This window comes from Nissabacter sp. SGAir0207 (assembly GCF_005491205.1).
Classification (GTDB): Bacteria; Pseudomonadota; Gammaproteobacteria; order Enterobacterales; family Enterobacteriaceae; genus Chimaeribacter.
The window spans coordinates 2,993,053-3,016,956 of the sequence record NZ_CP028035.1; the positions used below are offsets into that span (position 1 = coordinate 2,993,053).

General features: G+C 66.2%; 24 protein-coding genes. 11 read left to right on the top strand and 13 right to left on the bottom strand.

Annotated elements, in window-relative coordinates; genetic code table 11:
- Positions 1-151: 151 nt before the first annotated feature.
- Both C1N62_RS13350 and C1N62_RS13355 read left to right on the top strand, forming a co-directional pair.
- The gene (locus C1N62_RS13350; RefSeq protein WP_137764097.1) at positions 152-1,309 is read left to right on the top strand and encodes a pyridoxal phosphate-dependent aminotransferase; all 1,158 of its coding nucleotides are present in this window, start codon (positions 152-154) and stop codon (positions 1,307-1,309) included.
- Positions 1,297-2,070 carry an amidohydrolase gene (locus tag C1N62_RS13355; protein WP_137764098.1) on the top strand — a complete coding sequence of 258 codons (774 nt, stop codon included), beginning with the start codon at positions 1,297-1,299 and terminating at the stop codon, positions 2,068-2,070. Before C1N62_RS13350 ends, C1N62_RS13355 begins: the two co-directional genes overlap by 13 nt.
- Here the strand turns inward: C1N62_RS13355 and C1N62_RS13360 are convergent.
- The 11 genes from C1N62_RS13360 to C1N62_RS13410 all read right to left on the bottom strand — a co-directional run bounded on the left by C1N62_RS13360 (position 2,067) and on the right by C1N62_RS13410 (position 11,690).
- Positions 2,067-3,419: a nucleobase:cation symporter-2 family protein gene (locus C1N62_RS13360; protein ID WP_137764099.1), complete on the bottom strand. Its 1,353-nt coding sequence runs from the start codon at positions 3,417-3,419 to the stop codon at positions 2,067-2,069. The two genes, C1N62_RS13355 and C1N62_RS13360, sit on opposite strands and share 4 nt — an antisense overlap.
- Positions 3,420-3,436: 17 nt before the next feature.
- Positions 3,437-4,333, bottom strand: coding sequence for a factor-independent urate hydroxylase (gene pucL, locus C1N62_RS13365; protein WP_137764100.1), 897 nt, complete (start codon positions 4,331-4,333; stop codon positions 3,437-3,439).
- 3 nt (positions 4,334-4,336) lie between these two features.
- Positions 4,337-4,669 (bottom strand): hydroxyisourate hydrolase, encoded by a 333-nt coding sequence (gene uraH, locus C1N62_RS13370; protein ID WP_137764101.1) that lies wholly within the window; start codon positions 4,667-4,669, stop codon positions 4,337-4,339.
- On the bottom strand, positions 4,666-5,163 hold the full coding sequence (gene uraD / locus C1N62_RS13375; protein WP_137764102.1) for a 2-oxo-4-hydroxy-4-carboxy-5-ureidoimidazoline decarboxylase: 498 nt from the start codon (positions 5,161-5,163) through the stop codon (positions 4,666-4,668). Before uraD ends, uraH begins: the two co-directional genes overlap by 4 nt.
- A gap of 75 nt (positions 5,164-5,238) precedes the next feature.
- Positions 5,239-6,510 (bottom strand): allantoate amidohydrolase, encoded by a 1,272-nt coding sequence (hpxK, locus tag C1N62_RS13380; protein WP_137764103.1) that lies wholly within the window; start codon positions 6,508-6,510, stop codon positions 5,239-5,241.
- Entirely contained in the window at positions 6,510-7,751 is a 1,242-nt protein-coding gene (locus C1N62_RS13385; RefSeq protein WP_137764104.1) for an alanine--glyoxylate aminotransferase family protein, read from the bottom strand. The genes hpxK and C1N62_RS13385 overlap by 1 nt, the downstream gene beginning before the upstream one ends.
- A gap of 45 nt (positions 7,752-7,796) precedes the next feature.
- A complete protein-coding gene (locus C1N62_RS13390; RefSeq protein ID WP_137764105.1) occupies positions 7,797-8,540 on the bottom strand; it encodes an amino acid ABC transporter ATP-binding protein in 744 nt (247 codons plus the stop codon).
- The gene (locus C1N62_RS13395) at positions 8,521-9,174 is read right to left on the bottom strand and encodes an amino acid ABC transporter permease (RefSeq protein ID WP_137765010.1); all 654 of its coding nucleotides are present in this window, start codon (positions 9,172-9,174) and stop codon (positions 8,521-8,523) included. Before C1N62_RS13395 ends, C1N62_RS13390 begins: the two co-directional genes overlap by 20 nt.
- Positions 9,174-9,842 carry an amino acid ABC transporter permease gene (locus tag C1N62_RS13400; protein WP_137764106.1) on the bottom strand — a complete coding sequence of 223 codons (669 nt, stop codon included), beginning with the start codon at positions 9,840-9,842 and terminating at the stop codon, positions 9,174-9,176. Before C1N62_RS13400 ends, C1N62_RS13395 begins: the two co-directional genes overlap by 1 nt.
- Before the next feature lie 12 nt (positions 9,843-9,854).
- Positions 9,855-10,646 carry a transporter substrate-binding domain-containing protein gene (locus C1N62_RS13405; RefSeq protein WP_137764107.1) on the bottom strand — a complete coding sequence of 264 codons (792 nt, stop codon included), beginning with the start codon at positions 10,644-10,646 and terminating at the stop codon, positions 9,855-9,857.
- 204 nt (positions 10,647-10,850) lie between these two features.
- A complete protein-coding gene (locus C1N62_RS13410) occupies positions 10,851-11,690 on the bottom strand; it encodes a MurR/RpiR family transcriptional regulator (RefSeq protein WP_137764108.1) in 840 nt (279 codons plus the stop codon).
- 171 nt (positions 11,691-11,861) lie between these two features.
- Between C1N62_RS13410 and C1N62_RS13415 the strand changes: the two genes are divergently transcribed.
- The 4 genes from C1N62_RS13415 to hpxZ are packed head-to-tail and all read left to right on the top strand — an operon-like array spanning position 11,862 to position 15,473.
- Positions 11,862-13,448 (top strand): gamma-glutamyltransferase family protein, encoded by a 1,587-nt coding sequence (locus C1N62_RS13415; RefSeq protein ID WP_137764109.1) that lies wholly within the window; start codon positions 11,862-11,864, stop codon positions 13,446-13,448.
- 16 nt (positions 13,449-13,464) lie between these two features.
- Positions 13,465-13,662, top strand: coding sequence for an oxalurate catabolism protein HpxX (gene hpxX / locus C1N62_RS13420; protein ID WP_137764110.1), 198 nt, complete (start codon positions 13,465-13,467; stop codon positions 13,660-13,662).
- Entirely contained in the window at positions 13,659-15,056 is a 1,398-nt protein-coding gene (locus tag C1N62_RS13425; RefSeq protein ID WP_137764111.1) for an AtzE family amidohydrolase, read from the top strand. Before hpxX ends, C1N62_RS13425 begins: the two co-directional genes overlap by 4 nt.
- 30 nt (positions 15,057-15,086) lie before the next feature.
- Positions 15,087-15,473, top strand: a complete 387-nt coding sequence (hpxZ, locus tag C1N62_RS13430) for an oxalurate catabolism protein HpxZ (protein ID WP_137764112.1) — start codon at positions 15,087-15,089, stop codon at positions 15,471-15,473.
- A 5-nt stretch (positions 15,474-15,478) separates the two neighbouring features.
- On the opposite strand, the gene C1N62_RS13435 is transcribed toward hpxZ, so the two are convergent.
- Together C1N62_RS13435 and C1N62_RS13440 are read right to left on the bottom strand one after the other, a co-directional pair.
- Entirely contained in the window at positions 15,479-15,949 is a 471-nt protein-coding gene (locus C1N62_RS13435) for a DUF3237 domain-containing protein (RefSeq protein ID WP_137764113.1), read from the bottom strand.
- An 87-nt stretch (positions 15,950-16,036) separates the two neighbouring features.
- Positions 16,037-17,389: a 2-hydroxycarboxylate transporter family protein gene (locus C1N62_RS13440; RefSeq protein ID WP_137764114.1), complete on the bottom strand. Its 1,353-nt coding sequence runs from the start codon at positions 17,387-17,389 to the stop codon at positions 16,037-16,039.
- Between the two features lie 245 nt (positions 17,390-17,634).
- Here C1N62_RS13440 and C1N62_RS13445 point away from each other — a divergent pair, with 245 nt between their 5' ends.
- From C1N62_RS13445 to proX, 5 genes are all read left to right on the top strand, one after another.
- The gene (locus C1N62_RS13445) at positions 17,635-19,248 is read left to right on the top strand and encodes a sensor histidine kinase (protein WP_137765011.1); all 1,614 of its coding nucleotides are present in this window, start codon (positions 17,635-17,637) and stop codon (positions 19,246-19,248) included.
- 8 nt (positions 19,249-19,256) lie between these two features.
- On the top strand, positions 19,257-19,982 hold the full coding sequence (locus C1N62_RS13450) for a response regulator (protein WP_240775701.1): 726 nt from the start codon (positions 19,257-19,259) through the stop codon (positions 19,980-19,982).
- 415 nt (positions 19,983-20,397) lie between these two features.
- Positions 20,398-21,600: a glycine betaine/L-proline ABC transporter ATP-binding protein ProV gene (gene proV, locus C1N62_RS13455; RefSeq protein WP_137764115.1), complete on the top strand. Its 1,203-nt coding sequence runs from the start codon at positions 20,398-20,400 to the stop codon at positions 21,598-21,600.
- Positions 21,593-22,771, top strand: coding sequence for a glycine betaine/L-proline ABC transporter permease ProW (proW, locus tag C1N62_RS13460; RefSeq protein WP_137764116.1), 1,179 nt, complete (start codon positions 21,593-21,595; stop codon positions 22,769-22,771). Before proV ends, proW begins: the two co-directional genes overlap by 8 nt.
- Positions 22,772-22,826: 55 nt before the next feature.
- A complete protein-coding gene (gene proX, locus C1N62_RS13465; RefSeq protein ID WP_137764117.1) occupies positions 22,827-23,822 on the top strand; it encodes a glycine betaine/L-proline ABC transporter substrate-binding protein ProX in 996 nt (331 codons plus the stop codon).
- Positions 23,823-23,904: the final 82 nt, after the last annotated feature.

The window sequence follows — 23,904 nt, forward strand, 5'->3', positions numbered from 1 at the left end:
GTTGCCGACGTGCATTATAGAGGGATTATGGGCTGAAAAACCGCTTTATTCACCGCAGATTGCTGCCTTTGGCCGTCTACACGTCTTGATTGCCAAGTGCCGGAGAGATGTTATATTGTTGTGACATCCTTCACCACATGACGGGTTCCCCATGAGTGCAGCGTTGATTCCACAGAGTAAATTGCCGGCCCTCGGCACCACCATCTTTACCCAGATGAGCGCGCTGGCCCAGCAGCATCAGGCCATCAACCTCTCACAGGGGTTCCCGGACTATGACGGCCCAGCCTACCTACAGGAGCGGCTGGCCTGGCACGTGGCGCAGGGTGCAAACCAGTACGCGCCGATGGCCGGTGTGGTGGCGCTGCGCGAGGCGATTGCCGACAAGACCGGCGCGGCGTATGGCTGGCGGCCCGATGCCGGTGAGGAGGTGACCATCACCGCCGGGGCCACCGAGGCGCTCTACGCGGCCATCACCGCGCTGGTGCGGCCGGGCGATGAGGTGATCTGCTTCGACCCGAGCTATGACAGCTATGCACCGGCGGTGGCGCTGGCGGGTGGCGTGATGAAGCGCCTGACCCTGCAACCGCCCGCCTTCCGCGTGGCGTGGGATCAGTTCGCCGCGCTGCTGAGCGACCGCACGCGGCTGGTGATCGTCAACACGCCGCACAACCCCTCGGCCACCAGCTGGCGGGCGGCGGATCGGGAGGCGCTATGGCAGGCGATTGCCGAGCGTGACATCTTCGTGCTGAGCGACGAGGTGTATGAGCACATCTGCTTCACCGGCGAGGGGCACGCCAGCGTGCTGGCCCATCCGCAGTTGCGCCAGCGGGCGCTGGCGGTCTACTCCTTCGGCAAGAGCACCCACATGACCGGCTGGCGCGTCGGCTACTGCGTCGCGCCCGCGCCCCTCACCGCCGAGCTGCGCAAGGTGCACCAGTACCTCACCTTCTCCATCACCACGCCGGTGCAGCTGGCGCTGGCGGACATGCTGCGCCATGAACCGGCGCACTGGGCGCAGCTTTCGGCCTTCTATCAGGCGAAGCGTGACCGGCTGGTGCAGGCGCTGGCCGCCAGCCGGCTGGAGGTGCTGCCGTGCGAGGGCACCTACTTCCTGCTGGTGGACTACAGCGCCGTCTCGGATCTGGATGACGTCGCCTTCAGCCGCTGGCTGACCGAGCAGGTCGGCGTTGCCGCCATTCCGCTGTCGGTGTTCTGCGCCGATCCCTTCCCCCACAAACTGGTGCGGCTCTGTTTTGCCAAGCAGGACGCCACGCTGGACGCCGCCGCGGAGCGCCTGTGTCAACTCTGAAACTGACCCTACTGCAACAGCCGCTGGCCTGGCTGGATGGCCCGGCCAACCTGCGCCATTTTGACACCCTGCTCAGCGAACTGGATGGCCGTGACGTGATTATCCTGCCGGAGATGTTCACCACCGGCTTCGCGATGGAGGCGGCAGAGAGCGCGCTGCCGGAGGAGGAGGTGCGGGCGTGGTTGCAGGCACAGGCGCGCGCCTGCCACGCGCTGGTGGGCGGCAGCGCGGCGGTGCGCACGCCGGAGGGCGCGGCCAACCGCTTCCTGCTGGCCGAGCCGGGCGGCCGGGTGCACCACTACGACAAGCGCCACCTGTTCCGCATGGCCGGTGAGCACCAGCACTACCGGGCTGGCACGCGGCGGGAGATCGTCGAGTGGCGCGGCTGGCGCATCCTGCCGCAGGTCTGCTACGACCTGCGCTTCCCGGTCTGGTCGCGCTGCCATCAGGATTACGATCTGGCGATCTACGTCGCCAACTGGCCCGCGCCGCGCGCGGCCCACTGGCAGACCCTGCTGGCGGCACGCGCCATCGAGAACCAGTGCTATGTCGCGGGCTGCAACCGCGTCGGCGAGGATGGCAACGGCCACCCCTACCGGGGCGACAGCGTGATCCATGACCCGCAGGGCGTGCGACTGGCGGAGGCCGCGCCCGCCACCCCGGCGGTGCTGCACGCCGATCTGTCGCTGGAGCAGTTGCAGGCCTACCGCCAGGCCTTTCCGGCGTGGATGGATCAGGACAACTTCCTGCGTCTGGACTAGCCCGGCGGCAGGCTGGAGCGGCTGGCCACCACGGCGGCGGGCCGCGTCGCGTTGAACAGCAGGTTCAGCAGCAGCGCCGCCAGACAGGAGGCGCTGATGCCGGAGTGCAGCAGGGTGCCGACCCAGCTGGGGAAGCGGTCGTAGAAGGTCGGCATCACAATCGGGATCATGCCGAAGGCGATGGCGGTGGCGACCACCACCAGATTCATGTTGTCTTTATACTCCACCTTGGCGAGGGTGCGGATGCCGCTCGCCGCCACCGATCCAAACAGCACCACCCCGGCCCCGCCCAGCACCGGCAGCGGGATGGCGGCCACTATCACCCCCAGCGCTGGCACCACGCCGAGCAGCACCAGAATCAGCCCACCGGCGCTCACCACAAAGCGGCTCTTGACGCCGGTCAGCGCCACCAGCCCAATATTCTGCGCGAAACTGCTCTGCGGGAAGGAGTTGAACACCGGCGACAGCGCGCTGGAGAGCATGTCGGCGCGCAGCCCGTTGGCGATGCGGCGGCCATCCACCGGCGTGCCGACGATCTCCCCCACCGCCATCAGCCCGGCGGTGGTTTCGGTCAGCAGCACCAGCACAATCAGCAGCATCGACAGAATCGCCGGTAGCTCAAACACCGGCCAGCCAAAGGCGAAGGGGTGCGGCAGCGCCAGCAGTTCCCCGGCGGGCAGCGCGCCAAAGTGGGTCTTGCCAGCCAGCATCGCCGCCAGCGTGCCGATCACCATCGCCAGCAGCACGGCCACCCGCGCCACCGCCCGGCCACCCACCCGGTTCAGCAGCAGTACCACCGCCAGCGTAAAGGCCGCCAGCCCGATGTTGCCGGGCGCGCCCCAATCCGCCGCCCGCATGTTGCCGCCCATCGCCCAGCGCACCGCCACCGGCATCAGCGACAGGCCAATCACGGTGACCACCGTGCCGGTCACCACCGGCGGGAAGAAGCGGATGATGTGGGCGAAAAATGGCGTGACCAGCAGCCCGATTGCCGCCGAGACCATCACCGCGCCAAACACCGCTGGCAACCCGCCGCCGCCGTTGACGATGGTCACCATGGTCGCCACCCCGGCGAAGGAGACGCCCTGCACCAGCGGCAGCTGTGAGCCAAAAAACGGCAGGCCGAGGGTCTGCAACAGCGTCGCCAGCCCGCTGACAAACAGCGCGGCGCTGATCAACATGCCGATCTCGGCGGTGCCCAGCCCGGCGGCGGTGCCGATGATCAGCGGCGGGGCGATCAGGCCGCCATACATGGTCAGGATATGCTGCATACCGAAGGCGAGGGTTTTTCCCCACGGCAGTCGGCCATCTTCCGGGCGGCCGCTGGCCGCGTGCGTGCGCTGGTGCATAGATCCTCCCACGGGAATTAACAGAAGCCGGTGACGCTCTCCCACGCCTTGCCGGCTGGCGCGCTGTTCTCGCGCAGCACGCTGGCCTCAATCAGCCCGTAGGGGCGATCGGCGGCGAAGAACACCTCATTCGGGTTGTCGAGGCCAAAGGGCGACAGATCCACCGTGAAGTGGTGTTTGTTGGGCATCGAGAAGCGGATCTCATCAATCTCCGGGTGCGCCTCCAGCACCTGCTTGCCCATCGCGTAGAGCGTCTGCTGCAACGCCAGCGAGTGGGTGGTGGCGAACGCCTCCAGCATCAGGCGCTTCACGTCGTGGTAGACCTCGTTGAAGTCGATATCCAACCGGTTGTAGCGCCAGCGGGCGGTGACGGAGGTGGCGAGGATGCGGTCGCTCGCCCCCTTCAGGGTGGTGTAGCGATCCTCCATGAAGCCGTGGAACTCGGAGCCGGTGGACTTTAGCACCACCAGATCGGTCAGCCCCGCCACCACCCAGCATGCCCCCTCGTCAATGGTGACGCAGGCGGTGCGCGTCTCCTGGCCGTGGCGCACGAAGGCGTGGTCATGCTCCGCGCCGTGGGCCGCGATGCGCTGCCACTGGTACTGCTCGGCCGACCAGTGGCCGCCGCTCACCACCTCATAGTTGCCGGTGAAGTGCCGCCCCAGCCGCAGCAGGAACGCCTCTGGCGAGCGGATGCCGTCACGCGCGAAGGCGTAGATGGTGTTTTTCTGGGTATCGGTTGGCAGGCAGTGGGCGTTATCCCCCTCCTCGTGCACCGCGCGGAAGTCGCCGCGCAGCTGTGAGGTGACATTCAGGTCATCAATCTCGTGGCGCGCGCTGTCACGCGTCACCTTCACCACGCGCACCTCGGCCTTGCCGTACTGGTTCACGCCTAACATGATCTTCTCTTTCATGGGTCAGCTCCCGCGATAGGTTGAATAGGAGTAAGGGGCAATCAGCAGCGGCAGGTGGTAGTGCGGCTGCCCATCAATCTCGATCTCCAGCACGGCGGCGCGGTAGAGCGAGTCGCGCCCGCTGGCGCGGAAGTAGCCGCCGATGTCCGCCGAGAGCCGGTAGTGGCCAGCCGCCAGCGGCTGCGGCGTCAGGGCCATGAGGCGGCCGTCGGCATCGGTGGTGCCGCGCGCCACTTCACGCGCCTCGCCGTGCTCGATCCGCTCCAGCCAAACCGCTACCCCCGCCGCCGGGCGGCCGAGGGAGGTGTCCAGAATGTGGGTGGTGATGTGGCTCATGGTGTGATTCGCTCCTCCAGTCGCAGCAGGGTGATCTGCCGCAGTTGCTCAGTGGTTTCGGCCAGCTCCTGCGCCGGGCTGTGGGTCAGCCGCTGGTGCAGCAGGGCCAGAATCTGATGGGCGTCGCGCCCCTTGGCGCGCACCAGAAACACGCGCCCGAAGCGCTGCTCATAGGCGCGGTTGCCCGCCAGCAGGGCAGCGGCCAGCGCTGGCTGACCGGCATCCACCCCCGCCTGCTCGCGCCGCGAGTGCGCCGCCTCCTCCTCCGCGCCAGCGGCTCGCTCGCCGATGCGCGGGTGGCTGGCGAGCGCCTGCTCCACCTCCGCCGCCTGCCAGCCGTCAGCGGCCTCACGGGCGGCGGCCAGCAGTGCCGCATGGGAGGCGTAGGGGCGGCCTGTTACCACCGCCTCGACCCAGGCCGGGATCGCCACACAGGGGCGTAGCTGGGCCGCTGCGCTGTCAGCAGGCAGCGCATTGAACTCATCGAGTGTCATCGTTTTCTCCTCGCCGCCGTCACAGAATGACTATTGCAAAACCTGCTGCAAAACCTGTGCCGGAAACGCTGGTGATCAGGTGGGGGCCAGCTCCGTGGCGACCGCCAGCGCGGCGGCAAAGTAAGCGGCGGCGGCGGCAGCCACGTCGGCTTCGGCCACCGACTCGTCCGGGTGGTGGCTGATGCCGCGGTCGCAGCGCACGAACAGCATACCCACCGGCCAGCGCTCGGCGACGGCGATGGCGTCATGCCCGGCACCACTCGGCAGTGACAGGCTTTCGCCCTGCACTGCCGCCACGCTGCGCGCCAGACAGGCTTGCAAGCGGGGGTCGCAGGCGGTGGCATTGATGGCGTAGTACTGCTCCGCCGTGAACAGCAGCCCGCGCCGGGCGGCGATGGCGTGTGCCTCAGAGAGCAGCGTGTCGAGCAGCGCAGCCAGCGGTGCATCCTGCGGGCCGCGGATATCCAGCGACAGGCGCGCCTCGCCGGGAATGACGTTCACCGCGCCCGGCAGGCAGTGCAGCGTGCCGACCGTCGCCACCAGATGCTGGCCAGCCGCCGTCGCCAGCCGCTCCACCGCCAGCGTCCACTCGGCGGCGGCGGCCAGCGCGTCGCGGCGCTGGCCCATCGGCACGGTGCCCGCGTGGTTCGCCTCGCCGACGAAGTGGCAGTTGAGCCGCCGCGCGCCGTTGATGGCAGTCACCACGCCGAGCGGCAGGCCCGCGGCTTCCAGACAGGGGCCTTGCTCAATGTGCAGCTCCAGATAGGCGAGGATGTCAGCGGCCGGGCGCGCCGCCGCGCCGATGCGCGCCGCGTCCAGCCCCGCCTCCTGCAACGCCCGCGCCACGCTGGTGCCATTGGCGTCGGTGCGCGACAGCCACGCCGCCGGCCAGGTGCCGGTGAGGCCCCGGCTGCCCAGCAGGGTGACGCCAAAGCGCGTCCCCTCCTCGTCGGCAAAGCCCATCACCTCCAGCGCCACCGGCAGGCGGCAGCCGGTGCGGTGCAGCTCGCCCACCACCTCAATCGCCGCCAGCACGCCCAGCATTCCGTCGTAGCGACCGGCGTCACGCACCGTGTCGAGGTGGGAGCCGAGCAGCAGCGCTGGCGCGCCCGGCGTGGCCGCCTCGTAGCGGCCGCACAGGTTGCCGACGCTGTCCTGCCAAACGCGCATCCCGGCTGCCTCCATCCACGCGCCGACGCACTGGTTGGCGCGCAGGTGCTCCGGCGAGAGGTAGACGCGGGTCAGCGCGCCGGGGGTTTCACTGATCTCGGCCAGCGCCGCGCAGCGCGCCATGATGCGTTGCGCGGCGGCGCGGGCGGCCTCGGGGGGCATCGCGGCCTGTGGCATCAGCGGCCCCCTGCCTGCGCGGCGTCATAGCGATCCCAGGCGGCCTGCAACGCCGCGCCCTGCACCGACCGGAAACCGAGGCGGGTCAGCACCGCCTCCAGCGCCGCCAGCGTCTGCATCACGCAATCTTTGCGGGCGTTGTAACCCATGGTGCCGATGCGCCAGATCTTGCCGTTGAGCGGGCCGAAGGAGGTGCCAATCTCAATCGAGAAGTCGTTGAGCATCATCTGGCGCACCTGCTCGCCGTGGATGCCCGCTGGGATCACCACGCCCAGCACGTTGTTCATGCGGTGCGCCATGTCGCCGAACACCTCCAGCCCCATGCCGCGGATGCCAGCCAGCAGCGCGTCGCCGTGCAACTGGTGGCGGGCGATGGTGTGCTCCAGCCCCTCCTCCAGAATCACGCGCGCGCACTCGCGGGCGGCGAACAGCATACTGGTGGCCTCGGTGTGGTGGTTGAGGCGCTCCGGCCCCCAGTAGTCCATGATCATGCCGAGGTCGAAGTAGTTGGAGTAGATCATCTCCTCGCTGCCGTCGGTGTGCTCGGCGGTGCGAATGCCCTCCTCCACGCACTTGCGGCGGCGGATCTGCGCCTCAAAGCGCGGGCTGATGGTCACCGGCGAACTGCCGGAGGGGCCGCCGAGGCACTTCTGCAACCCGGCGGAGACCGCATCCAGTCCCCACGCGTCGGTCTCCAGCGCATTGCCAGCGATCGAGGCGGTGGCGTCGGCGTAGAACAGCACGCCGTGGCGGCGGCAGATGTCGCCGAGCGCCGCCAGCGGTTGCAGCATGGTGGTGGAGGTGTCGCCCTGCACCGTCAGCAGCCAGCGCGGTTTCACCGCCTTGATGGCGTCCTCGATCTGCTGCGGGTCGAACACCTCGCCCCACGGCACCTCAATGGTGTGCACCTCGGCGCGGCAGCGGCGGGCGATCTCGCACAGCAGGTGGCCGAAGCGGCCAAACACCGGCACCAGCACCCGGTCGCCGGGGCGGATGCCGGAGACCAGCACCGCCTCAATGCCGGCGCGCGAGGTGCCGTCCACCAGCAACGTCCAGCGGTTGTCGGTGCGGTAGATGCCGCGGTAGAGCGCCATCACCTCATTCATGGTGTGGGTCATCGCTGGGTCATACTGCCCCACCAGCTGGCTGGACATCGCCCGCAGCACGCGCGGGTCGGCGTTAATCGGCCCCGGCCCCATCAGCAGGCGCGCGGGCGGGTTGATCTGTCCGTACTGGGTCATCTGTTTACTCCCTGACATCATTGCAGTTAGGTACACCGCCGCGCCTCAGGCCTCCGTCAGGCCGCGCACCGATGCGATAAATTGTTTCAGTTCGGCGGTCTGCGGGCGGGCGAACAGCGTTTTGCTGTCGCCCTGCTCCCAGACGGTGCCCTGATGCATAAACACCACCCGGTCGCCGACCTCGCGGGCAAAGTTCATCTCATGCGTCACCAGCACCAGCGTCATTCCCTCCTGCGCCAGCTGCTCCAGCACCTTCAGCACCTCGCCCACCAGCTCCGGGTCGAGTGCCGAGGTGATCTCATCGCACAGCAGCACCTTCGGCTTCATCGCCAGCGCGCGGGCGATCGCCACCCGCTGCTGCTGGCCGCCGGAGAGGCTGGCTGGCCGGTAGTCGAGGCGGTCGCCCAGTCCCACCTTGGTGAGCATCTCGATCCCCAGCGCCCGGCACTCGGCGGCGCTCTTGCCCAGCACCCGGCGCGGCGCCAGCATCACGTTCTCCAGCGCCGTCATGTGCGGGAAGAGGTTGAAGTTCTGGAACACCATGCCGATGGAGCGGCTGATCTCGCGCGCCTGCGATTCGCGGTGGGTGATGGTCATGCCGCCGAGCTTGATGCTCCCCTCCTGGTAGCCCTCCAGCCCGTTGATACAGCGCAGCAGGGTACTTTTGCCGGAGCCGCTGCGGCCGATGATCGAGATCACCTCGCCCATGCCGATATCGAGATCCACGCCCTTCAGCACGTGGTTCTGGCCATAATATTTTTGCACCTGATTAATGGTGATCAGCGGCATGGAATTTTTTCTCCAGTGAGTGGCTGTAGCGCGACAGCGGGTAGCAGAGCAGGAAGTAGCCCAGCGCCACCAGCCCGAAGACCTTGAACGGCTGGTAGGTGACATTGTTCAGCATGGTGCCCGCCTTGGTCAGCTCGACGAAGCCGATGATCGAGGCGAGCGCGGTGCCCTTCACCACCTGCACCGAGAAGCCGACGGTTGGGGCGATGGCGATGCGCACCGCCTGCGGCGCGATCACCCGGCAGAGCGTCTGGCCGAAGCCCAGCCCGAGGCAGCGTGACGCCTCCCACTGCCCCTTGGGCAGCGCGTCGATGCTGCCGTACCAGATGTCCACCAGAAAGGCGCTGGTGAACAGCGTCAGCGCCAGCGCGGCGGCGGCCCACGGGCTGACGTTGATGCCAAACAGCCCAAGGCCGAAGAAGGCGAGGAATAGCTGCATCAGCAGCGGCGTGCCCTGAAACAGCGCCGCGTAGCCGCGCACCAGCCGCTGCGCCCAGCGGCGGCGCGACAGGCGCATCAGCAGCAGGGGCAGCGTCACCAGCGTGCCGCCGAAGAAGGCCACCAGCGAGAGCAGCACCGTCCAGCGCCCGGCCAGCAGCAGGTTGCGGACGATGTCCCAGTCGGTAAAAGTCATCATGCCCTCGCCTCCCCAAAGATCCGCCGGCCAGCGGCCAGCAGCAGCTGGCGCATCGCCAGCGACAGCAACAGGTAGCACAGCGTGGTCACCAGATAGACCTCAAAACTCAGGAAGCTGCGCGACTGGATCAGGTTGGCGGCGAAGGTCAGCTCCTCGTAGGAGACCTGCGACACCACCGAACTGCCCAGCATCACGATGATGCACTGGCTGACCAACGCCGGGTAGATGCGTTTCAGCGACGGCGGCAGCACCACCCGCACAAAGGTCTGCGCCCGTGACAGCCCCAGCACCCGCCCCGCCTCCCACTGCCCCTTGGGCGTCGCCTGAATGCCCGCGCGGATAATCTCAGTGCTATAGGCACCGAGGTTGATCAGCATCGCCAGCAGCGCCGCCTGCCCGGCGGTGAGCATCAGCCCGAGGCCCGGCAGGCCAAAGACGATGAAGAACAGCTGCACCACAAACGGCGTGTTGCGGATGATCTCCACGTAGCCGCCCCACAGCGCGCGCAGCCACGGCCGCTGGCCGCAGCGGATCGCCGCGCCGCAGATGCCGAGGGCGATGCCGCCGAGGGTCGCCATCGCCGTCAGTTGCAGGGTGGTCAGCAGCCCCGCCAGCAGCTCCGGCAGGTAGGGCCACAGGGCGGAAAAGTTGAGCTGGTAGGTCATCACCGGCTCCCGTTACGCGCCAAGATCCGCCGGCAGCGGCGCGTGCAGCCACTTCTGCGACAGGGTGTTCAGGGTGTTGTCCTTCAACGCCTCGCCAATCAGCTCATCCACTTTCGCCTTCAGCGCTGGCTCATCCTTGCGCAGGCCGATGTAGCAGGGTGAGTCCTTCAGCATGAATTTCGCCTCCGGTGCCTTCTCCGGGTTCTGGCGGGCGATGGCCGCCACCACCAGGTTGCCGGTCGCCACATACTTCACCTGCCCGGAGAGGTAGGCCGACAGCGTGGTGTTGTTGTCCTCGTAGCGTTTCAGCTGTGCCTCTTTCGGCGCGATCTCGCTCAGCACCATGTCCTCCACCGCGCCGCGCGTCACGCCGATACTCTGCCCGGCCAGCTGCTTGGCGTCGGTGAGCGTCGTTCCTTTCGGCCCAAACACGCCGAGGAAGAACGGCGCGTAGGCGCGGCTGAAGTCAATGGCCTTCTCACGCTCGGCGTTTTTGCCGAGGCTGGAGATCACCAGATCGACCTTGTCGGTTTGCAGGTAGGGCACGCGGTTGGCGCTGGTGACCGGCACCAGTTGCAACTTTAGTTTCATCTTGTCGGCCAGATAGTGCGCCATGTCGATGTCATACCCCTGCGGTTGCAGATCCAGCGTCACTGAGCCAAACGGCGGGAAGTCCTGCGGCACCGCCACGCGCAGCACGCCGCGCTGCTGGATCTGTTCCAGTTGGTCGGCCAGCGCGCTGGAGGCCTGCATCAGCATCAACGCCGCCCCGGCCAGGGCGAAAAGGGGTTTCCTGAAGTTCATGGGCATATCTCCGGTGTGCAAAGGATGAAACGATAGATTCTTATGCCAGAGATTCTGCAACTAATGTGCCAACCGTGTGACGCAGGCCACAGAGAAAAAATGCCGCCCGGTGGCGGCCTTACGGCGAAGGGGAAAAGAGATGACGGGGCATTGCCCCAGCGGCGCGCACCAGTGGGGTGCGCGCGCACTGTGTGGGTGCGGGGATCAGCGCTGCTCCAGCTCGTCCAGATCGCCATAGAGATCGGCGATCTGGTGGATGCGCTGGCGGCCGCTGCTGAGCATCTGGTGCAGCAGCGCGTTGCTCAGCAAATTGGCGAGGCTCATCGCCGCCGAGTAGGCGTCAAAGGCTGACACGCTGTCGAGCGGCGCGGCCAGATGCCAGCGCGCCAGTGCTGGCAGCGTGCTGGCCTGCGGCTCGCACACCAGCAGCGTCGGCACCTGCCGCGCCTGCAAATGCGCCAGCAGGGTGCGCACCGCCCGCGGCCGACGGCGGAAGGCGACGAAGATCACCAGATCCTCGGGCGTCAAATCCACCAGCTCCTCCGAGAGCGTCTGGCCCGGCTGCGGCATCAGCTGCACGCCGGGGCGGATCTGCAACAGCTGCTGACGCAGGTGCAGCGCCACCGGGTAGCTGTTACGGAACCCCAGCAGGCAGACGCGCCGCGCCGCCGCCAGCGCCCCAATCACCGCCGTGAACTGTGCCGGGTCAATCTGGTTTACCCACTGCGTCAGGTTGGCCATCTCCTGCTTGTAGTGGCGGGCCAGCAGGGTATTGCCCTGTACCGCGTCCCGGCTGTCGGCCAGCGGCAAGCCGGTCTGGCGCAGCGCCCGCACCTCGTCACGCATCTCGCGGTAGCTGGGGTAACCGAGCCGCTTGAACAGCCGGCTGACGGTGGCCTTGGAGACGCCGCTCAGCCGCGCCAGTTCGGCGCTGTTGTAACTCATCAGGTGGTCGAGGTTCTCGAAAATAAAGTCCGCCACCCGCTGCTCCTGCGGCGTCAGTGCGGCGTAGTGGCCGCGCAGGCGTTCATCAATCTGTTTCATGGCTCACCTTGCAACATCTGTTTCACCGTCTCCACGGCAGCATGACCGGCAAGGTAACACGAGCCTGGAGGGGCGAGGCAAGCGCCATTGCCGCCCCACCCCGCAAAGTGGAACGCCTCTTGCTTGGTTATCGCCATCAATCCGCCCGCAGGGGCAGCAAGAGGAACAGGCATGATAAACAGTAACTGCGCGCCGCTGGGCATGGCGGTCACCCCGCACCATCTGGCCAGCCAGAGCGCGCTGGCGGTGCTGCACGAGGGCGGCACCGCCATTGAGGCGATGGTCGCGGCGGCGGCCACCATTGCGGTGGTCTACCCACACATGAACGGGCTGGGCGGCGACGGCTTCTGGCTGATTGTGCCGCCGCAGGGCGATCCGGTGGCGATTGACGCCAGCGGCGCGGCGGGCAGTCTGGCGACCCCGGCGCGCTACGCTGGCGCGGCGCAGATCCCGCACCGCGGGCCGCAGGCGGCGCTGACGGTGGCGGGCACCGTCGGCGGCTGGCAGGAGGCGCTGGCGGTCAGCGCCGAGCTGGGCGGCGAGCCATTGCCGCTCGATCGGCTGCTGCGTGACGCCATCCGCTACGCCGCCGATGGCATTCCGGTCACCGCCTCACAGGAGGCCGCCACCCGCAGCAAAGCCCACGAGCTGGCCCACCTGCCGGAGTTTGCCAGCGTGTTCCTGCCGGGCGGGGCGATCCCCACCGGCGGCAGCCGCTTCACCCAACCGGCGCTGGCGCGCACCCTCGCGACCCTCTGCGATGAGGGGCTGGAGAGCTTCTACCGTGGCGCGCTGGCTGACCGCATGGCCGACGAGATGGCGAGCGCCGGGATGCCGGTCACGCGCGCCGATCTGGCCGCCTACCGCCCGCAGCGCCGCACGCCGCTGCGCCTGCTGCACAGCAAGGGCGAGGTATTTAACCTGACGCCGCCGACCCAAGGGCTGGTGTCGCTGGCGATGCTCGGCATCACTGACCGCCTCGATCTGGCGGAGAGCGACGACGCCGACACCCTGCACGGCATTGTCGAGGCCACCAAGCTGGCCTTCGGCTTGCGTGACCGCTTTATCACCGACCCGCGCCACATGACGCAGGACGCGCAGGCGCTGCTCGACCCGGCGCATCTCGACGCGCTGGCCGCCCGCATCGATCCGGCGCAGGCCGCCGACTGGGGCAAGGGCAAGGGGCCGGGCGACACCGTCTGGCTCGGCGTGATGGACAGCAGCGGGCTGGCGGTCTCCTTTATCCAGAGCCTCTACCACGAATTCGGCAGTGGCGTGCTGCTGCCGGGCTGCGGTGTGCTGTGGCAGAACCGCGGCGCCTCCTTCAGCCTGGAGCCGGGCCACCTGCTGGAGTTGGCCCCCGGCAAGCAGCCGTTCCACACCCTCAATCCGGCGGCGGCGCGGCTGGCGGATGGCCGCACACTGGTGTACGGCTCGATGGGCGGCGACGGCCAGCCGCAGACGCAGGCGGCGCTGTTCGTGCGCCACGTGGTGCAGGGGATGCCGCTGCAACAGGCGATCAGCGCGCCGCGCTGGTTGCTGGGGCGCACCTGGGGCGACAGCTCTGACTCGCTGAAACTGGAGGGGCGCTTCAGCGCCGCCACGCTGGAGAGCCTGCGCCAGCGCGGGCATGAGGTGGAGTCACTGCCGGACTTCAGCGAGGCGGTCGGCCACGCTGGCGCGATTGTGCGCCACACCAACGGCATGTTTGAGGGCGCGTTCGACCCGCGCAGCAACGGCAGTGCCGCCGGATTCTGACCATTAAGGAGAGAGCATGACCCCTTCCCAACCCGCCGCCCCCGACTGGGCGGCCTACTTGCAACAGATGGAGGCAGTGCTCGGCCTGACGCTGGATGAGCCGCGCCGCGCCGAATTGCTGGCTCAGTTCAGCCGCATCGCCATGATGGCCGAGCCGCTGATGGCGCTGCCGCTCGACGCGCGCACTGAGATCGCCGGGGTGTACCGCGCATGAACGAGCTGCTGACCGCCCCGATCGCCATCCTGCGCGCCGCGCTGCAACAGGGCGAGGTGAGCGCCCATGAGATCGCCACCGCCACGCTGGCGCGCATCGAGCGCGTCAACCCGGCCATCAACGCCTTCACCGGCGTGACCGAGGCGCGCATGTTGCGTGAGGCCAAGGCGGTGGACGCCCGCCGCGCCGCCGGTGAGACTCTGCCGCCGCTGGCCGCCATCCCTTATGCGGTGAAAAATTTGTTCGACGTCACCGGCGAGGTGACGCTGGCGGGCGGCAGCCTCTACAGCCAGCGACCACGCGCGGCCACCGACGCCACCGCCGTGGCGCGGTTGGCACAGGCCGGCGGGCTGCTGGCCGGGATGCTGAACATGGATGCCTACGCCTACGGCTTCACCACCGAGAACAGCCACTACGGCGCGACGCGCAACCCGCATGACCTCAGCCGCATCGCCGGTGGCTCCTCCGGCGGCTCCGGCGCGGCGGTGGCCGCCGGGCTGGTGAGTGCCGCCCTTGGCAGCGACACCAACGGCTCGATCCGCGTACCCGCCTCGCTGTGTGGCATCCTTGGCCTGAAACCGACCTTTGGCCGCCTGTCGCGCCACGGTAGCCAGCCGTTCGTCGCCAGCCTCGACCACATCGGGCCGATGGCGCGCCGCAGCGCCGATCTCGCCGCCGTCTATGACGCATTGCAGGGGCCAGACGCACAGGATGCCTTTCAGGCCGACCAGCCGCTGGGCCTGACCGCCCCGCTGTTGCCACAGGGCCAGCAGGGGCTGCGGGTGGCGACGCTCGGCGGCTTCTTTGCCGAGTGGTGTGACAATGATGCCCGCGCCGCGGTGGCACAGGTCGCGCGGGCGCTGGAGGCGCAGGAGGAGGTGTTGCTGCCACAGGCGGAGCTGGCGCGCAGCGCCGCCTTTATCACTACCGCCGCCGAGGGCGGCAACCAGTATTTGCCGCTGTTGCGCACGATGCCAGAGCAGTTCGAGCCACTGTCACGCGAGCGGCTGCTGGCCGGGGCGATGATCCCCTCCGCGTGGTACATTCAGGCGCAGCGCTTCCGCCGCCACCTGCAACAACAGGTGAAGCCGCTGTTTAACCGCTGGGATCTGCTGATCGCCCCGGCGACGCCCTGTTGCGCCACGCCGATTGGGCAGGAGAGCATCCGCATCAACGGGCAGGATCTGCCGACCCGCGCCAGCATGGGAATGTTGACCCAGCCCCTCTCCTTCCTTGGCCTGCCGGTGGTGACGGTGCCGTTGGCCACCGCCAGCGGCCTGCCGATTGGCGTGCAGCTGATCGCGCCGCCGTGGCGGGAGGATCTTGCCCTGCGCGCCGCCTGGGCGCTGGAGCAGCAAGGGGTGGTAAAAGCCGTGGCCGTTTCTGTGGCCTGAGCCACATTCCATAGAGATTGGGGAACTGAGATGAAGAGTGAACATATCGATCGCCCGGCGATCCTGGCGGAGCTGAACGCCGCCTTCTACCGCTATGAGCAGGCGCTGATCGGCAATGACATTGAGGTGCTGGATGAGCTGTTCTGGCATGATGCGCGCACCGTGCGCTACGGCGCGGGCGAGAACCTCTACGGCATTGAGGCGATCCGCGACTTCCGCCTGCACCGCCCGTCACAGGGGCTGGCGCGCACGCTGGAGAACACCACCATCACCACCTTCGGCGAGGACATGGGCGTCACCAGTACCGAGTTCCGCCGCGAGGGGAGCGACCAGATTGGCCGCCAGATGCAGACCTGGGTCAGGCTGCCCTGCGGCTGGCGCATCGTGGCAGCCCATGTGAGCCTGATGGCGGGATAAGGGGCCTATTCCACGCGGTAAAACGCCAACTCCAACCCGTTGGCGCTGCGCTGGCCGCTACAGATGAACAGGCTTTCGCTTAGCCAGCGCAGATTATCGCTGTAGGTTTCAAAGGTGGGCGTGGTGCGAAAGTAGATTTCGCCGGGCGGGATGTCGTTGAAGAAGGCCAGATCGTCCTCAAACAGTCGGGTGCACCACTGGCGGGGGATACGGCGCAGGCCGTTGTTTTCAATGTAGAAGCGATCGCCTCTGTCGGTTTCGACGGCGTAGCGGGCGGAGAGACGGCACAGGCCATCGCGGTCAATGATCTGGCTGTCCACGCCGCCCGGCAGCACATGGCCCCGCAACGCGCCAGAGAGGGTGCCGGAGAGAATCGGGATCAGTTGCCGCTTGCCGCGATCTGGCGACCGGCTAATGATCGTCGGTCGATCGACCGTCAGGGAGAGGGAGAAGCTATGGGTCAGTTCAGGTGCCATCGTCAATCCTTTGCCACGCGCCCGCAGGCGCCTCAGAAAATAGAACGCCCGGCACGGGGCCGGGCGGTGATTACGTTCCCCCCTGCCCTATGACAGGAAGTGCGCCAGCACCATCAGCCCGACGGAGACGTTGATGGCGCCGCCGATGCGGGTGGCGATCTGCGCGAAGGGCATCAGCGACATGCGGTTGCCGGCGGTGAGGATGGCGACGTCGCCGGTGCCGCCCTGCCCGCTCTGGCAGCAGGAGACAATCGCCACGTCAATCGGGTGCATACCGATCTTCTTGCCAACCAGAAAACCGGTGCCGACCAGCGCGCTGACGGTGCAGACAATCACCACCAGATTCTGCACGGTGAAGGCGTCCACCAGCTCCTGCCACGGGGTGATCGCCACGCCGACGGCAAACAGGATCGGGTAGGTGACGGCGGTGCGGAAGAATTTGTACACCATCTGCGAGCCTTGCTGGATGCGCGGCGACACGCCATTCACCAGCTTCAGCAGCACCGCGACAAACAGCATCCCGACCGGGGCCGGCAGGCCAATCAGCCGGTGGCCGAGCATCCCGACCATATAGAGCAGCACCGCCAGCAGCGCGCCACAGGCCAGCGCGTTGATGTCGGGTCGCCCCTCATCCTCGGTCATTGACGCCATGTGGCCGCGGCGGTTTGGCATCAATGTGCCCTCACCGGTCAGGTGCGGGTAGCGCTTGCCCAGTTGGTTGAGCACGCCAGCGATCACAATCGCCGTCAGGCTGCCCAGCATCACGATCGGCAGGATGCGTCCCAACGCCACGCCCTGATCCATGTGCAGGATCGCGGCATAGCCCATCGAAAGCGGAATCGCCCCCTCGCCCACGCCGCCAGCCATGATCGGCAAAATCAGGAAGAAGAAGGTCTGGAACGGATCCAGCCCCAGCGCCATGCCAGCGGCCATCCCGACCACCATCCCCACCAGCTCGCCGCACAGCATCGGCACGAAGATGCGCATAAAGCCTTGGATCAGCACCTCGCGGTTCATGCTCATGATGCTGCCGACAATGATGCAGCAGATGTAGAGGTAGAGGATGTCAGTGGATTTGTAGAAGGCGATGGTCGAACTCACCACCACCTCCGGCAGCAGGCCATAATGCACCAGCGCCGACGGGATGAAGGTGGCGCAGATCGCCGCCGCCCCCAGCTTGCCCACCAGCGGCAGGCGCTTGCCAAACTCGCCGCAGGCAAAGCCGAAGAACGCCAGCGTCGCCACCATCACCACGATGTCGCTCGGCAGCTTGCCTGCCAGACAGTCGAGCAAAATCAGCCCGCCCGCCAGCACAAACAGGGGCAGTGGGATGATGCTGACCTTGTAGGTGTCCATCACGCGCCACCAGCGTTCGCTGCGGGTCGGTTGGGCCGCGCCCTGCTCTTTTGTCGCCAGATAGGCATCATCGCTCGTGCTCATTGCATTCCCCTTTTTGTCGTTGTCAGGCAAGGATAGGGAAAGCCCCCCTGCCGGGGGTGTGAAGGTGCTCAAAATTAGATCGGGGGGATTATGGGGATAATGGTTTCTATGGTGTTAATGCAACTCCCTTTAGAAAGATTGCAGGGTTTGTGGTGTTTTCACCCCGGCGCACAAAAAGGGAGTAACGCCGCCGCATTGTTAATGGTAGGTTAAACAAATGCTCCTTTTTGCCAAACCTGCGCCGCATGACCGCTGACCAACCCCGACTCTCTTTCCAAATCAGGCTGTTCCTCAGTCTGGTCGCTTGCTCCTGCCTGCTGCTAGGGCTGATTGCTTATTACCTTTACCATACACTTGATCAACAATTGCACCGCGATCTGGGCCTGCGGGCGCAGGTGCAGGCGCGGGAGATTGCGCAGATCCCCTCACTGATCGAGGCGATGGCGCGGGGCGATCGCGCGGCGCTGCGGCAGATGGGCGACCGGCTGCGGGCGCAGAGCGACGCCAGCTATCTGGTGTTTGGCGACCGGCAGGCGCGCCACCTCTACCACTCGGAGCACCCGGAGCGCGTCGGCACGCCGCTGGTCGGCGGCGACAACCGCGAGGTGCTGCGCGGCCAGGGGATCATCTCGGTGCGTCAGGGCGGCACCGGGCTGTCACTGCGCAGCAAGGCACCGGTGCGCGATGCGCAGGGCCAGGTGATTGGGCTGGTGTCGGTGGGCTATCTGGAGTCGCACATCGCCCGGCTCAATGCCCGGCAGGTGTCGCAGATTGTCGGCTTTGTTTTGTTGCTGCTGCTGGCGCTGTTCCTCTTCTCCTGGGCCTTCTCGCGTCGGCTGAAAAAGCAGATGTTCTGGCTGGAGCCGGAGCAGATTGGCCAGCTGGTGCGCCAGCAACGGGCGCTGCTGGCGGCAATCTATGAGGGGGTGATCGCGCTTGACCCGGCACGGCGCATCATCAGCATCAATCAGGCGGCACGCGACCTGCTGGCGATCCACCCGCCGGAGGAGGCGCTGATTGGCCTGCCGGTGGAGGCGGTGATCCACGCCACGCCCGACTTTTTCCATGCCCATGACGCCACCAACCGCCACGATGAGATCTGCCGCTTCAACCAGCGACAGGTGATCGCCAACCGGGTGGAGATGGTGGATGAGCGCGGGCCGCAGGGCTGGGTGATCAGCTTTCGCGACAAAAATGATATCAACACCCTGAGCAGCCAGCTCAGCCAGGTGACGCGCTACGCCGACAGCCTGCGCATCATGCGCCATGAGCAGCTCAACTGGACGGCGACGCTGGCCGGGATGCTGCACATGAAGCGCTATGACGAGGCGGTACGCTATATTGAGGCGCAGTCGGCCGGTACGCAGGCGCTGCTCGATTTTCTCTCGGGGCGCTTTGCCTCACCAGCGCTGTGCGGCCTGCTGCTCGGCAAGTTCGCCGCCGCCCACGAGAAGGGGGTGCTCCTGACGTTCGACCCCGCCTGCCGCCTGCAACAACCGCTGACCCGGCTGAGCGAGAGCGAGCTGATGTCGATCCTCGGCAACCTGCTGGACAATGCGGTGGAGGCGAGCCTTGCCGCCACGCCGCCGGGCGGTGAGGTGTCGCTCTATCTGGCGGACGCCCATGATGAGCTGGTGATCGAGGTGGCGGATCAGGGCTGCGGCATCGCGCCAGCGCTGCGTGATTCACTGTTTGAGGCGGGCGTCACCAGCAAGCCGGAGGGCGACCACGGCATCGGCCTCTATCTGGTGGCACGCTACGTCGCGCAGGCCGGGGGGCTGATTGAGGTGGCGGACAACACGCCGCGTGGCACGCTGTTTTCGCTGTTTATTCCCAACCCGCCGGCCGCATTAACCTGAAGGGACACATGATGGAACAGAACCTGACGCCCGATCCCGGCTTTTCCCGGCTGGAGGTGGTGATCGTCGAGGATGAGGCCGCGCTGGCGCGGCTGCACGCCGACTTTATCGAGCAGAACTTTGCGCTGAGGGTGGTGGGCATCGCCGCCTCGCTGGCGGAGGCGCGTCGGCTGATAGCCACCCACCGCCCGCGCCTGCTGCTGCTGGACAACTTCCTGCCCGATGGGCAGGGCATCGAGCTGGTGGAGACGCCGCTACTCAAGAGCAGCGAGTGCTCGGTGATCTTTATCACCGCCGCCAGCGACATGCACACCTGTAGTCAGGCGATCCGTGGCGGGGCCTTTGACTACCTGATCAAACCCATCTCCTACAAGCGGCTGCGCAACTCGCTGGAGCGCTTTATGCAGTTCACCCAAGCGCAGCGCAGCTTCAAGGTGATTGACCAGAGCAACGTTGACGCGCTCTACAACCTGCAAGCGCGCCGCCCGGCGGATGACGCAGGCGCGAAAGGAATTGAGCCAAACACCCTCGCGCTGGTCAAAGGGCTGTTCACCGCCCGGCCGGATGTTGCCTGGTCGGTGGATGAGGTGGTGGCGCAGAGCGGCATCAGCAAAACCACCGCGCGCCGCTACCTGGAGTTCTGTGTCGAAAGCGGCTTTGTGCAGGTGGAGATGCAGTACGGCAAAATTGGCCACCCTCGCCGCCTCTACCGCAAAACCAGCCAGCCAACGTGAAATAATCTGCCCGGCAAACAGCGAGATATTCTGTTTGCCGGCGATTAACCCACTTCACCTCGCGGAAACTCCTCCACTCCCTGCCCTGAAAATAGCTGCGGCGGCGCATTTCCGGCCATTTGTCAACCCTATGGCCGCAGCCATTGTTATTACTAGGGAAACCATGCCCGATTAATTGGGAAATAGCGCATCCTCACACGGGAAATAGCCGTGGAACTTCCGCCAACCCATTCACAGAATAATATTCTGTGAATGGGTTGCTAGCTATTTTCCCTCCCCCGTTCAGGGTTGTCAGGGATTCTCTTTATGCTAGGGTATAGAGCGTTTAAATTTTGGATCGGATATTCGATATTGATGAATTCCATGTAATTTTCACATCCAATTTTCTATTACCACCCGCGAGGAAAAGCATCGCATGGCAATAAAACTTGAAGTGAAGAACTTGTATAAAGTATTTGGCGAACACCCGGAGCGGGCGTTCAAAATGATTGAGGCTGGAAAGAGCAAAGAGGAGATATTTGAAAAAACCGGGCTGACGTTGGGCGTCAAGGATGCCAGTCTGGCCATTGAAGAAGGCGAGATCTTTGTCATTATGGGCCTCTCTGGCTCGGGCAAATCCACCCTGGTACGCCTTCTCAATCGTCTGATCGAACCGACCCGCGGTGAAGTGCTGATCGATGGCGAGGACATTGCCAAAATATCCGCCAGCCGGCTGCGTGAGGTGCGGCGGAATAAGATCAGCATGGTATTCCAATCCTTCGCCCTGATGCCGCACCTGACGGTGCTGAATAATACCGCCTTTGGCCTTGAGCTGGCCGGGATGCCTGCGGCGGAGCGCGAGGAGAAGGCGCTCGACGCGCTGCGTCAGGTGGGGCTGGAGAACTACGCCCACGTCTACCCTGATGAGCTTTCCGGCGGGATGCGCCAGCGTGTCGGGCTGGCGCGGGCGCTGGCCAATAACCCGGACGTGCTGCTGATGGATGAGGCCTTCTCGGCGCTCGACCCGCTGATCCGTACCGAGATGCAGGATGAGCTGGTGAAACTCCAGTCACGCCACCAGCGCACCATCGTGTTTATCTCCCATGACCTCGACGAGGCGATGCGCATCGGCGATCGCATCGCCATCATGCAGGGCGGCATCGTGGTGCAGGTCGGCACGCCCGATGAGATCCTCAACAACCCGGCGAATGACTATGTGCGCACCTTCTTCCGTGGCGTGGATATCAGCAACGTCTTCAGCGCCAAGGACATTGCCCGCCGCCGCGCGGTGACGCTGCTGCGCCACACTCCCGGCTTTGGCCCGCGTTCGGCGCTGAAGCTGCTGGAGGATGAAGACCGTGACTACGGCTACGTGCTGGAGCGCGGGCAGCGTTTCGTCGGCGTGGTCTCCACCGACTCGCTGAAAGAGGCGCTGAAGGGGGGCCGCTCGCTGGAGAGCGCGCTGCTGCCGGAGCCAACCCCGGTGGCGGCCGATACGCCGCTCGGCGAGCTGATCGCCCAGGTGGCCGCCGCGCCGTGTGCGGTGCCGGTGGTGGCGGAGGAGAACCACTACCTCGGCATCATTTCGAAAGCCATGCTGTTGCAGGCACTGGACAAGGAGGGCAATGCCAATGCGTAATCCTGACACTATTACCCAATTCGCCCAGGCGGCGCAGGCCGAGAGCGATCCGTGGGCCAGCAGCGGGCAGGCCGATGCGGCCACCTCTGCCGCCCCGCTCGACGCGAGCATCGATCCCTGGTCAGCGGACAACGCCTCCGGCGGTGCCAGCGCCGCCAGCCAGGGCGCGGTGGAGAGTGCCCATCAGGCCAGCGCCGCGGGCAATGACTGGCTGAGCGCCGGGCCGCAGGCCGCGCCGGAGCACTTTTCATGGCTCGACCCGTTCCACCAGACGCTGATCCCGCTCGACCACTGGGTGACAGTGGCGATCGACTGGCTGGTGCTGCACTTCCGCCCGCTGTTTCAGGGCATCCGGGTGCCGATTGACATCATCCTGACCCATTTTCAGGCACTGTTGCAGGGGCTGCCGTCACCGGTAGCGATTGTGCTGTTCGCGCTGATCGCCTGGCAGATTGCCGGTGCGGGCATGGGAGCCGCCACGCTGGTGGCGCTGGTGGCGATTGGCGCCATCGGTGCATGGTCACAGGCCATGGTGACGCTGGCGCTGGTGCTGACCGCGCTGTTCTTCTGCGTGCTGATTGGCCTGCCGCTCGGCATCTTTTTGGCGCGCAGCCCGCGTGCCAGCCGGGTGATCCGCCCGATGCTGGATGCGATGCAGACCACGCCAGCCTTCGTCTATCTGGTGCCAATCGTGATGCTGTTCGGCATCGGCAACGTGCCCGGCGTGGTGGTGACCATCATCTTCGCCCTGCCGCCGGTGGTACGCCTGACTATCTTGGGCATCAATCAGGTGCCGGCCGATCTGGTGGAGGCGGCGGAGTCCTTCGGCGCTAACCCGCGCCAGCTGCTGTTCAAGGTGCAACTGCCGCTGGCGATGCCGACCATTATGGCTGGCATTAACCAGACGCTGATGCTGGCGCTGTCGATGGTGGTGATCGCCTCGATGATCGCCGTCGGCGGCCTCGGCCAGATGGTGCTGCGCGGCATTGGCCGCCTCGACATGGGGCTGGCCTCGGTCGGCGGCGTTGGGATCGTGATCCTCGCGATCATCCTCGATCGCCTGACCCAGTCCCTCGGCCGCACCCGCCGCCACAAAGGCCCACGCCGCTGGTTCGCCACTGGCCCGCTGGGCCTGCTGTCGCGCCCCTTCCTGCGCCGGGCTGACGCCTGATCCCCTCCCCGGCGGGGCTGTCCCGCCGGTTAACAATTCTGATTAAGGAGACGATATGCAAGCACGCACATGGCAGGTGCTGGCGCTCGGCAGCGCCCTGTTGACCACCGCCGCCGCCGCCGCCGATCTGCCCGGCAAGGGCGTCACTGTCCAGCCGATCCAGAGCACCATCAGTGAGGAGACCTTCCAGACCCTGCTGGTCAACAAGGCGCTGGAGAAGCTGGGCTACACCGTGCAGGAGACGCGCGAGGTGGACTACAACGTCGCCTACACCACGCTGGCGGCGGGCGATGCCACCTTTATGGCCGTCAACTGGCAGCCGCTGCATGATGATATGTATGACGCCGCCGGTGGCGATAAGCTGTTCTACCGTCAGGGTGACTATGTCAGCGGCGCGGCGCAGGGCTACCTGATTGACCGCAAGACCGCCGAGCAGCACCACATCACCAATGTCGAGCAGCTCAAAGACCCGGAGATTGCCAAGCTGTTTGATGCCAACGGCGACGGCAAGGCCGATCTGGCTGGCTGTACGCCGGGCTGGGGCTGTGAGGCGGCGCTGAATGCCCAGCTCAAGGCCTATGACCTGACCAACACCGTGACGCACAACCAAGGCAACTACGCGGCGATGATGGCGGACACCATCACCCGTTATAAAGAGGGCAAGCCGATCCTCTACTACACCTGGACGCCTTACTGGGTCAGCGATGTGCTGGTGCCGGGCCGTGACGTACTGTGGTTGCAGGTGCCCTTCTCGGTGGTGCCGGGCGAGCCAAATGGCAGTACCAAGCTGCCAAACGGCAAGGATTATGGCTTCAAGGTGAACACCATGCACATCGTCGCCAACCGCGCGTGGGCGGAGAAGAACCCGGCGGCGGCGAAACTGTTCGCCATCATGAAGCTGCCGTTGAAGGACATCAACGCGCAGAACTCGGCGATGCACGCTGGCCAAAGCTCGGAGGCGGATATTGAGCGCCAGACCGACGGCTGGATCCAGGCGCATCAGGCGCTGTTTGATGGCTGGGTCAAGGAGGCGGCGGCCGCCGCGCAATAATGATACTCCCACGCCGCCCCGGTGGCGGCGTGTTCAGCCTTCTGGTTGGTTGCCACCCCCTCCCCTCTGCGTAATAATCCCC

What these genes read in the sequence shown, in the direction of transcription:
- C1N62_RS13445 (WP_137765011.1), top strand. Translation starts at nt 17,635, where the DNA reads ATGACCGCTGACCAACCCCGACTCTCTTTCCAAATCAGGCTGTTCCTC.
- C1N62_RS13450 (WP_240775701.1), top strand. Translation starts at nt 19,257, where the DNA reads ATGATGGAACAGAACCTGACGCCCGATCCCGGCTTTTCCCGGCTGGAG.
- proV (WP_137764115.1), top strand. Translation starts at nt 20,398, where the DNA reads ATGGCAATAAAACTTGAAGTGAAGAACTTGTATAAAGTATTTGGCGAA.
- C1N62_RS13415 (WP_137764109.1), top strand. Translation starts at nt 11,862, where the DNA reads ATGATAAACAGTAACTGCGCGCCGCTGGGCATGGCGGTCACCCCGCAC.
- C1N62_RS13435 (WP_137764113.1), bottom strand. Translation starts at nt 15,949, where the DNA reads ATGGCACCTGAACTGACCCATAGCTTCTCCCTCTCCCTGACGGTCGAT.
- proX (WP_137764117.1), top strand. Translation starts at nt 22,827, where the DNA reads ATGCAAGCACGCACATGGCAGGTGCTGGCGCTCGGCAGCGCCCTGTTG.
- C1N62_RS13400 (WP_137764106.1), bottom strand. Translation starts at nt 9,842, where the DNA reads ATGACCTACCAGCTCAACTTTTCCGCCCTGTGGCCCTACCTGCCGGAG.
- uraH (WP_137764101.1), bottom strand. Translation starts at nt 4,669, where the DNA reads ATGAGCCACATCACCACCCACATTCTGGACACCTCCCTCGGCCGCCCG.
- C1N62_RS13425 (WP_137764111.1), top strand. Translation starts at nt 13,659, where the DNA reads ATGAACGAGCTGCTGACCGCCCCGATCGCCATCCTGCGCGCCGCGCTG.
- C1N62_RS13440 (WP_137764114.1), bottom strand. Translation starts at nt 17,389, where the DNA reads ATGAGCACGAGCGATGATGCCTATCTGGCGACAAAAGAGCAGGGCGCG.
- hpxX (WP_137764110.1), top strand. Translation starts at nt 13,465, where the DNA reads ATGACCCCTTCCCAACCCGCCGCCCCCGACTGGGCGGCCTACTTGCAA.
- C1N62_RS13360 (WP_137764099.1), bottom strand. Translation starts at nt 3,419, where the DNA reads ATGCACCAGCGCACGCACGCGGCCAGCGGCCGCCCGGAAGATGGCCGA.
- C1N62_RS13350 (WP_137764097.1), top strand. Translation starts at nt 152, where the DNA reads ATGAGTGCAGCGTTGATTCCACAGAGTAAATTGCCGGCCCTCGGCACC.
- pucL (WP_137764100.1), bottom strand. Translation starts at nt 4,333, where the DNA reads ATGAAAGAGAAGATCATGTTAGGCGTGAACCAGTACGGCAAGGCCGAG.
- C1N62_RS13395 (WP_137765010.1), bottom strand. Translation starts at nt 9,174, where the DNA reads ATGACTTTTACCGACTGGGACATCGTCCGCAACCTGCTGCTGGCCGGG.
- C1N62_RS13385 (WP_137764104.1), bottom strand. Translation starts at nt 7,751, where the DNA reads ATGACCCAGTACGGACAGATCAACCCGCCCGCGCGCCTGCTGATGGGG.
- C1N62_RS13410 (WP_137764108.1), bottom strand. Translation starts at nt 11,690, where the DNA reads ATGAAACAGATTGATGAACGCCTGCGCGGCCACTACGCCGCACTGACG.
- C1N62_RS13405 (WP_137764107.1), bottom strand. Translation starts at nt 10,646, where the DNA reads ATGAACTTCAGGAAACCCCTTTTCGCCCTGGCCGGGGCGGCGTTGATG.
- hpxZ (WP_137764112.1), top strand. Translation starts at nt 15,087, where the DNA reads ATGAAGAGTGAACATATCGATCGCCCGGCGATCCTGGCGGAGCTGAAC.
- C1N62_RS13390 (WP_137764105.1), bottom strand. Translation starts at nt 8,540, where the DNA reads ATGCCGCTGATCACCATTAATCAGGTGCAAAAATATTATGGCCAGAAC.
- uraD (WP_137764102.1), bottom strand. Translation starts at nt 5,163, where the DNA reads ATGACACTCGATGAGTTCAATGCGCTGCCTGCTGACAGCGCAGCGGCC.
- hpxK (WP_137764103.1), bottom strand. Translation starts at nt 6,510, where the DNA reads ATGCCACAGGCCGCGATGCCCCCCGAGGCCGCCCGCGCCGCCGCGCAA.
- proW (WP_137764116.1), top strand. Translation starts at nt 21,593, where the DNA reads ATGCGTAATCCTGACACTATTACCCAATTCGCCCAGGCGGCGCAGGCC.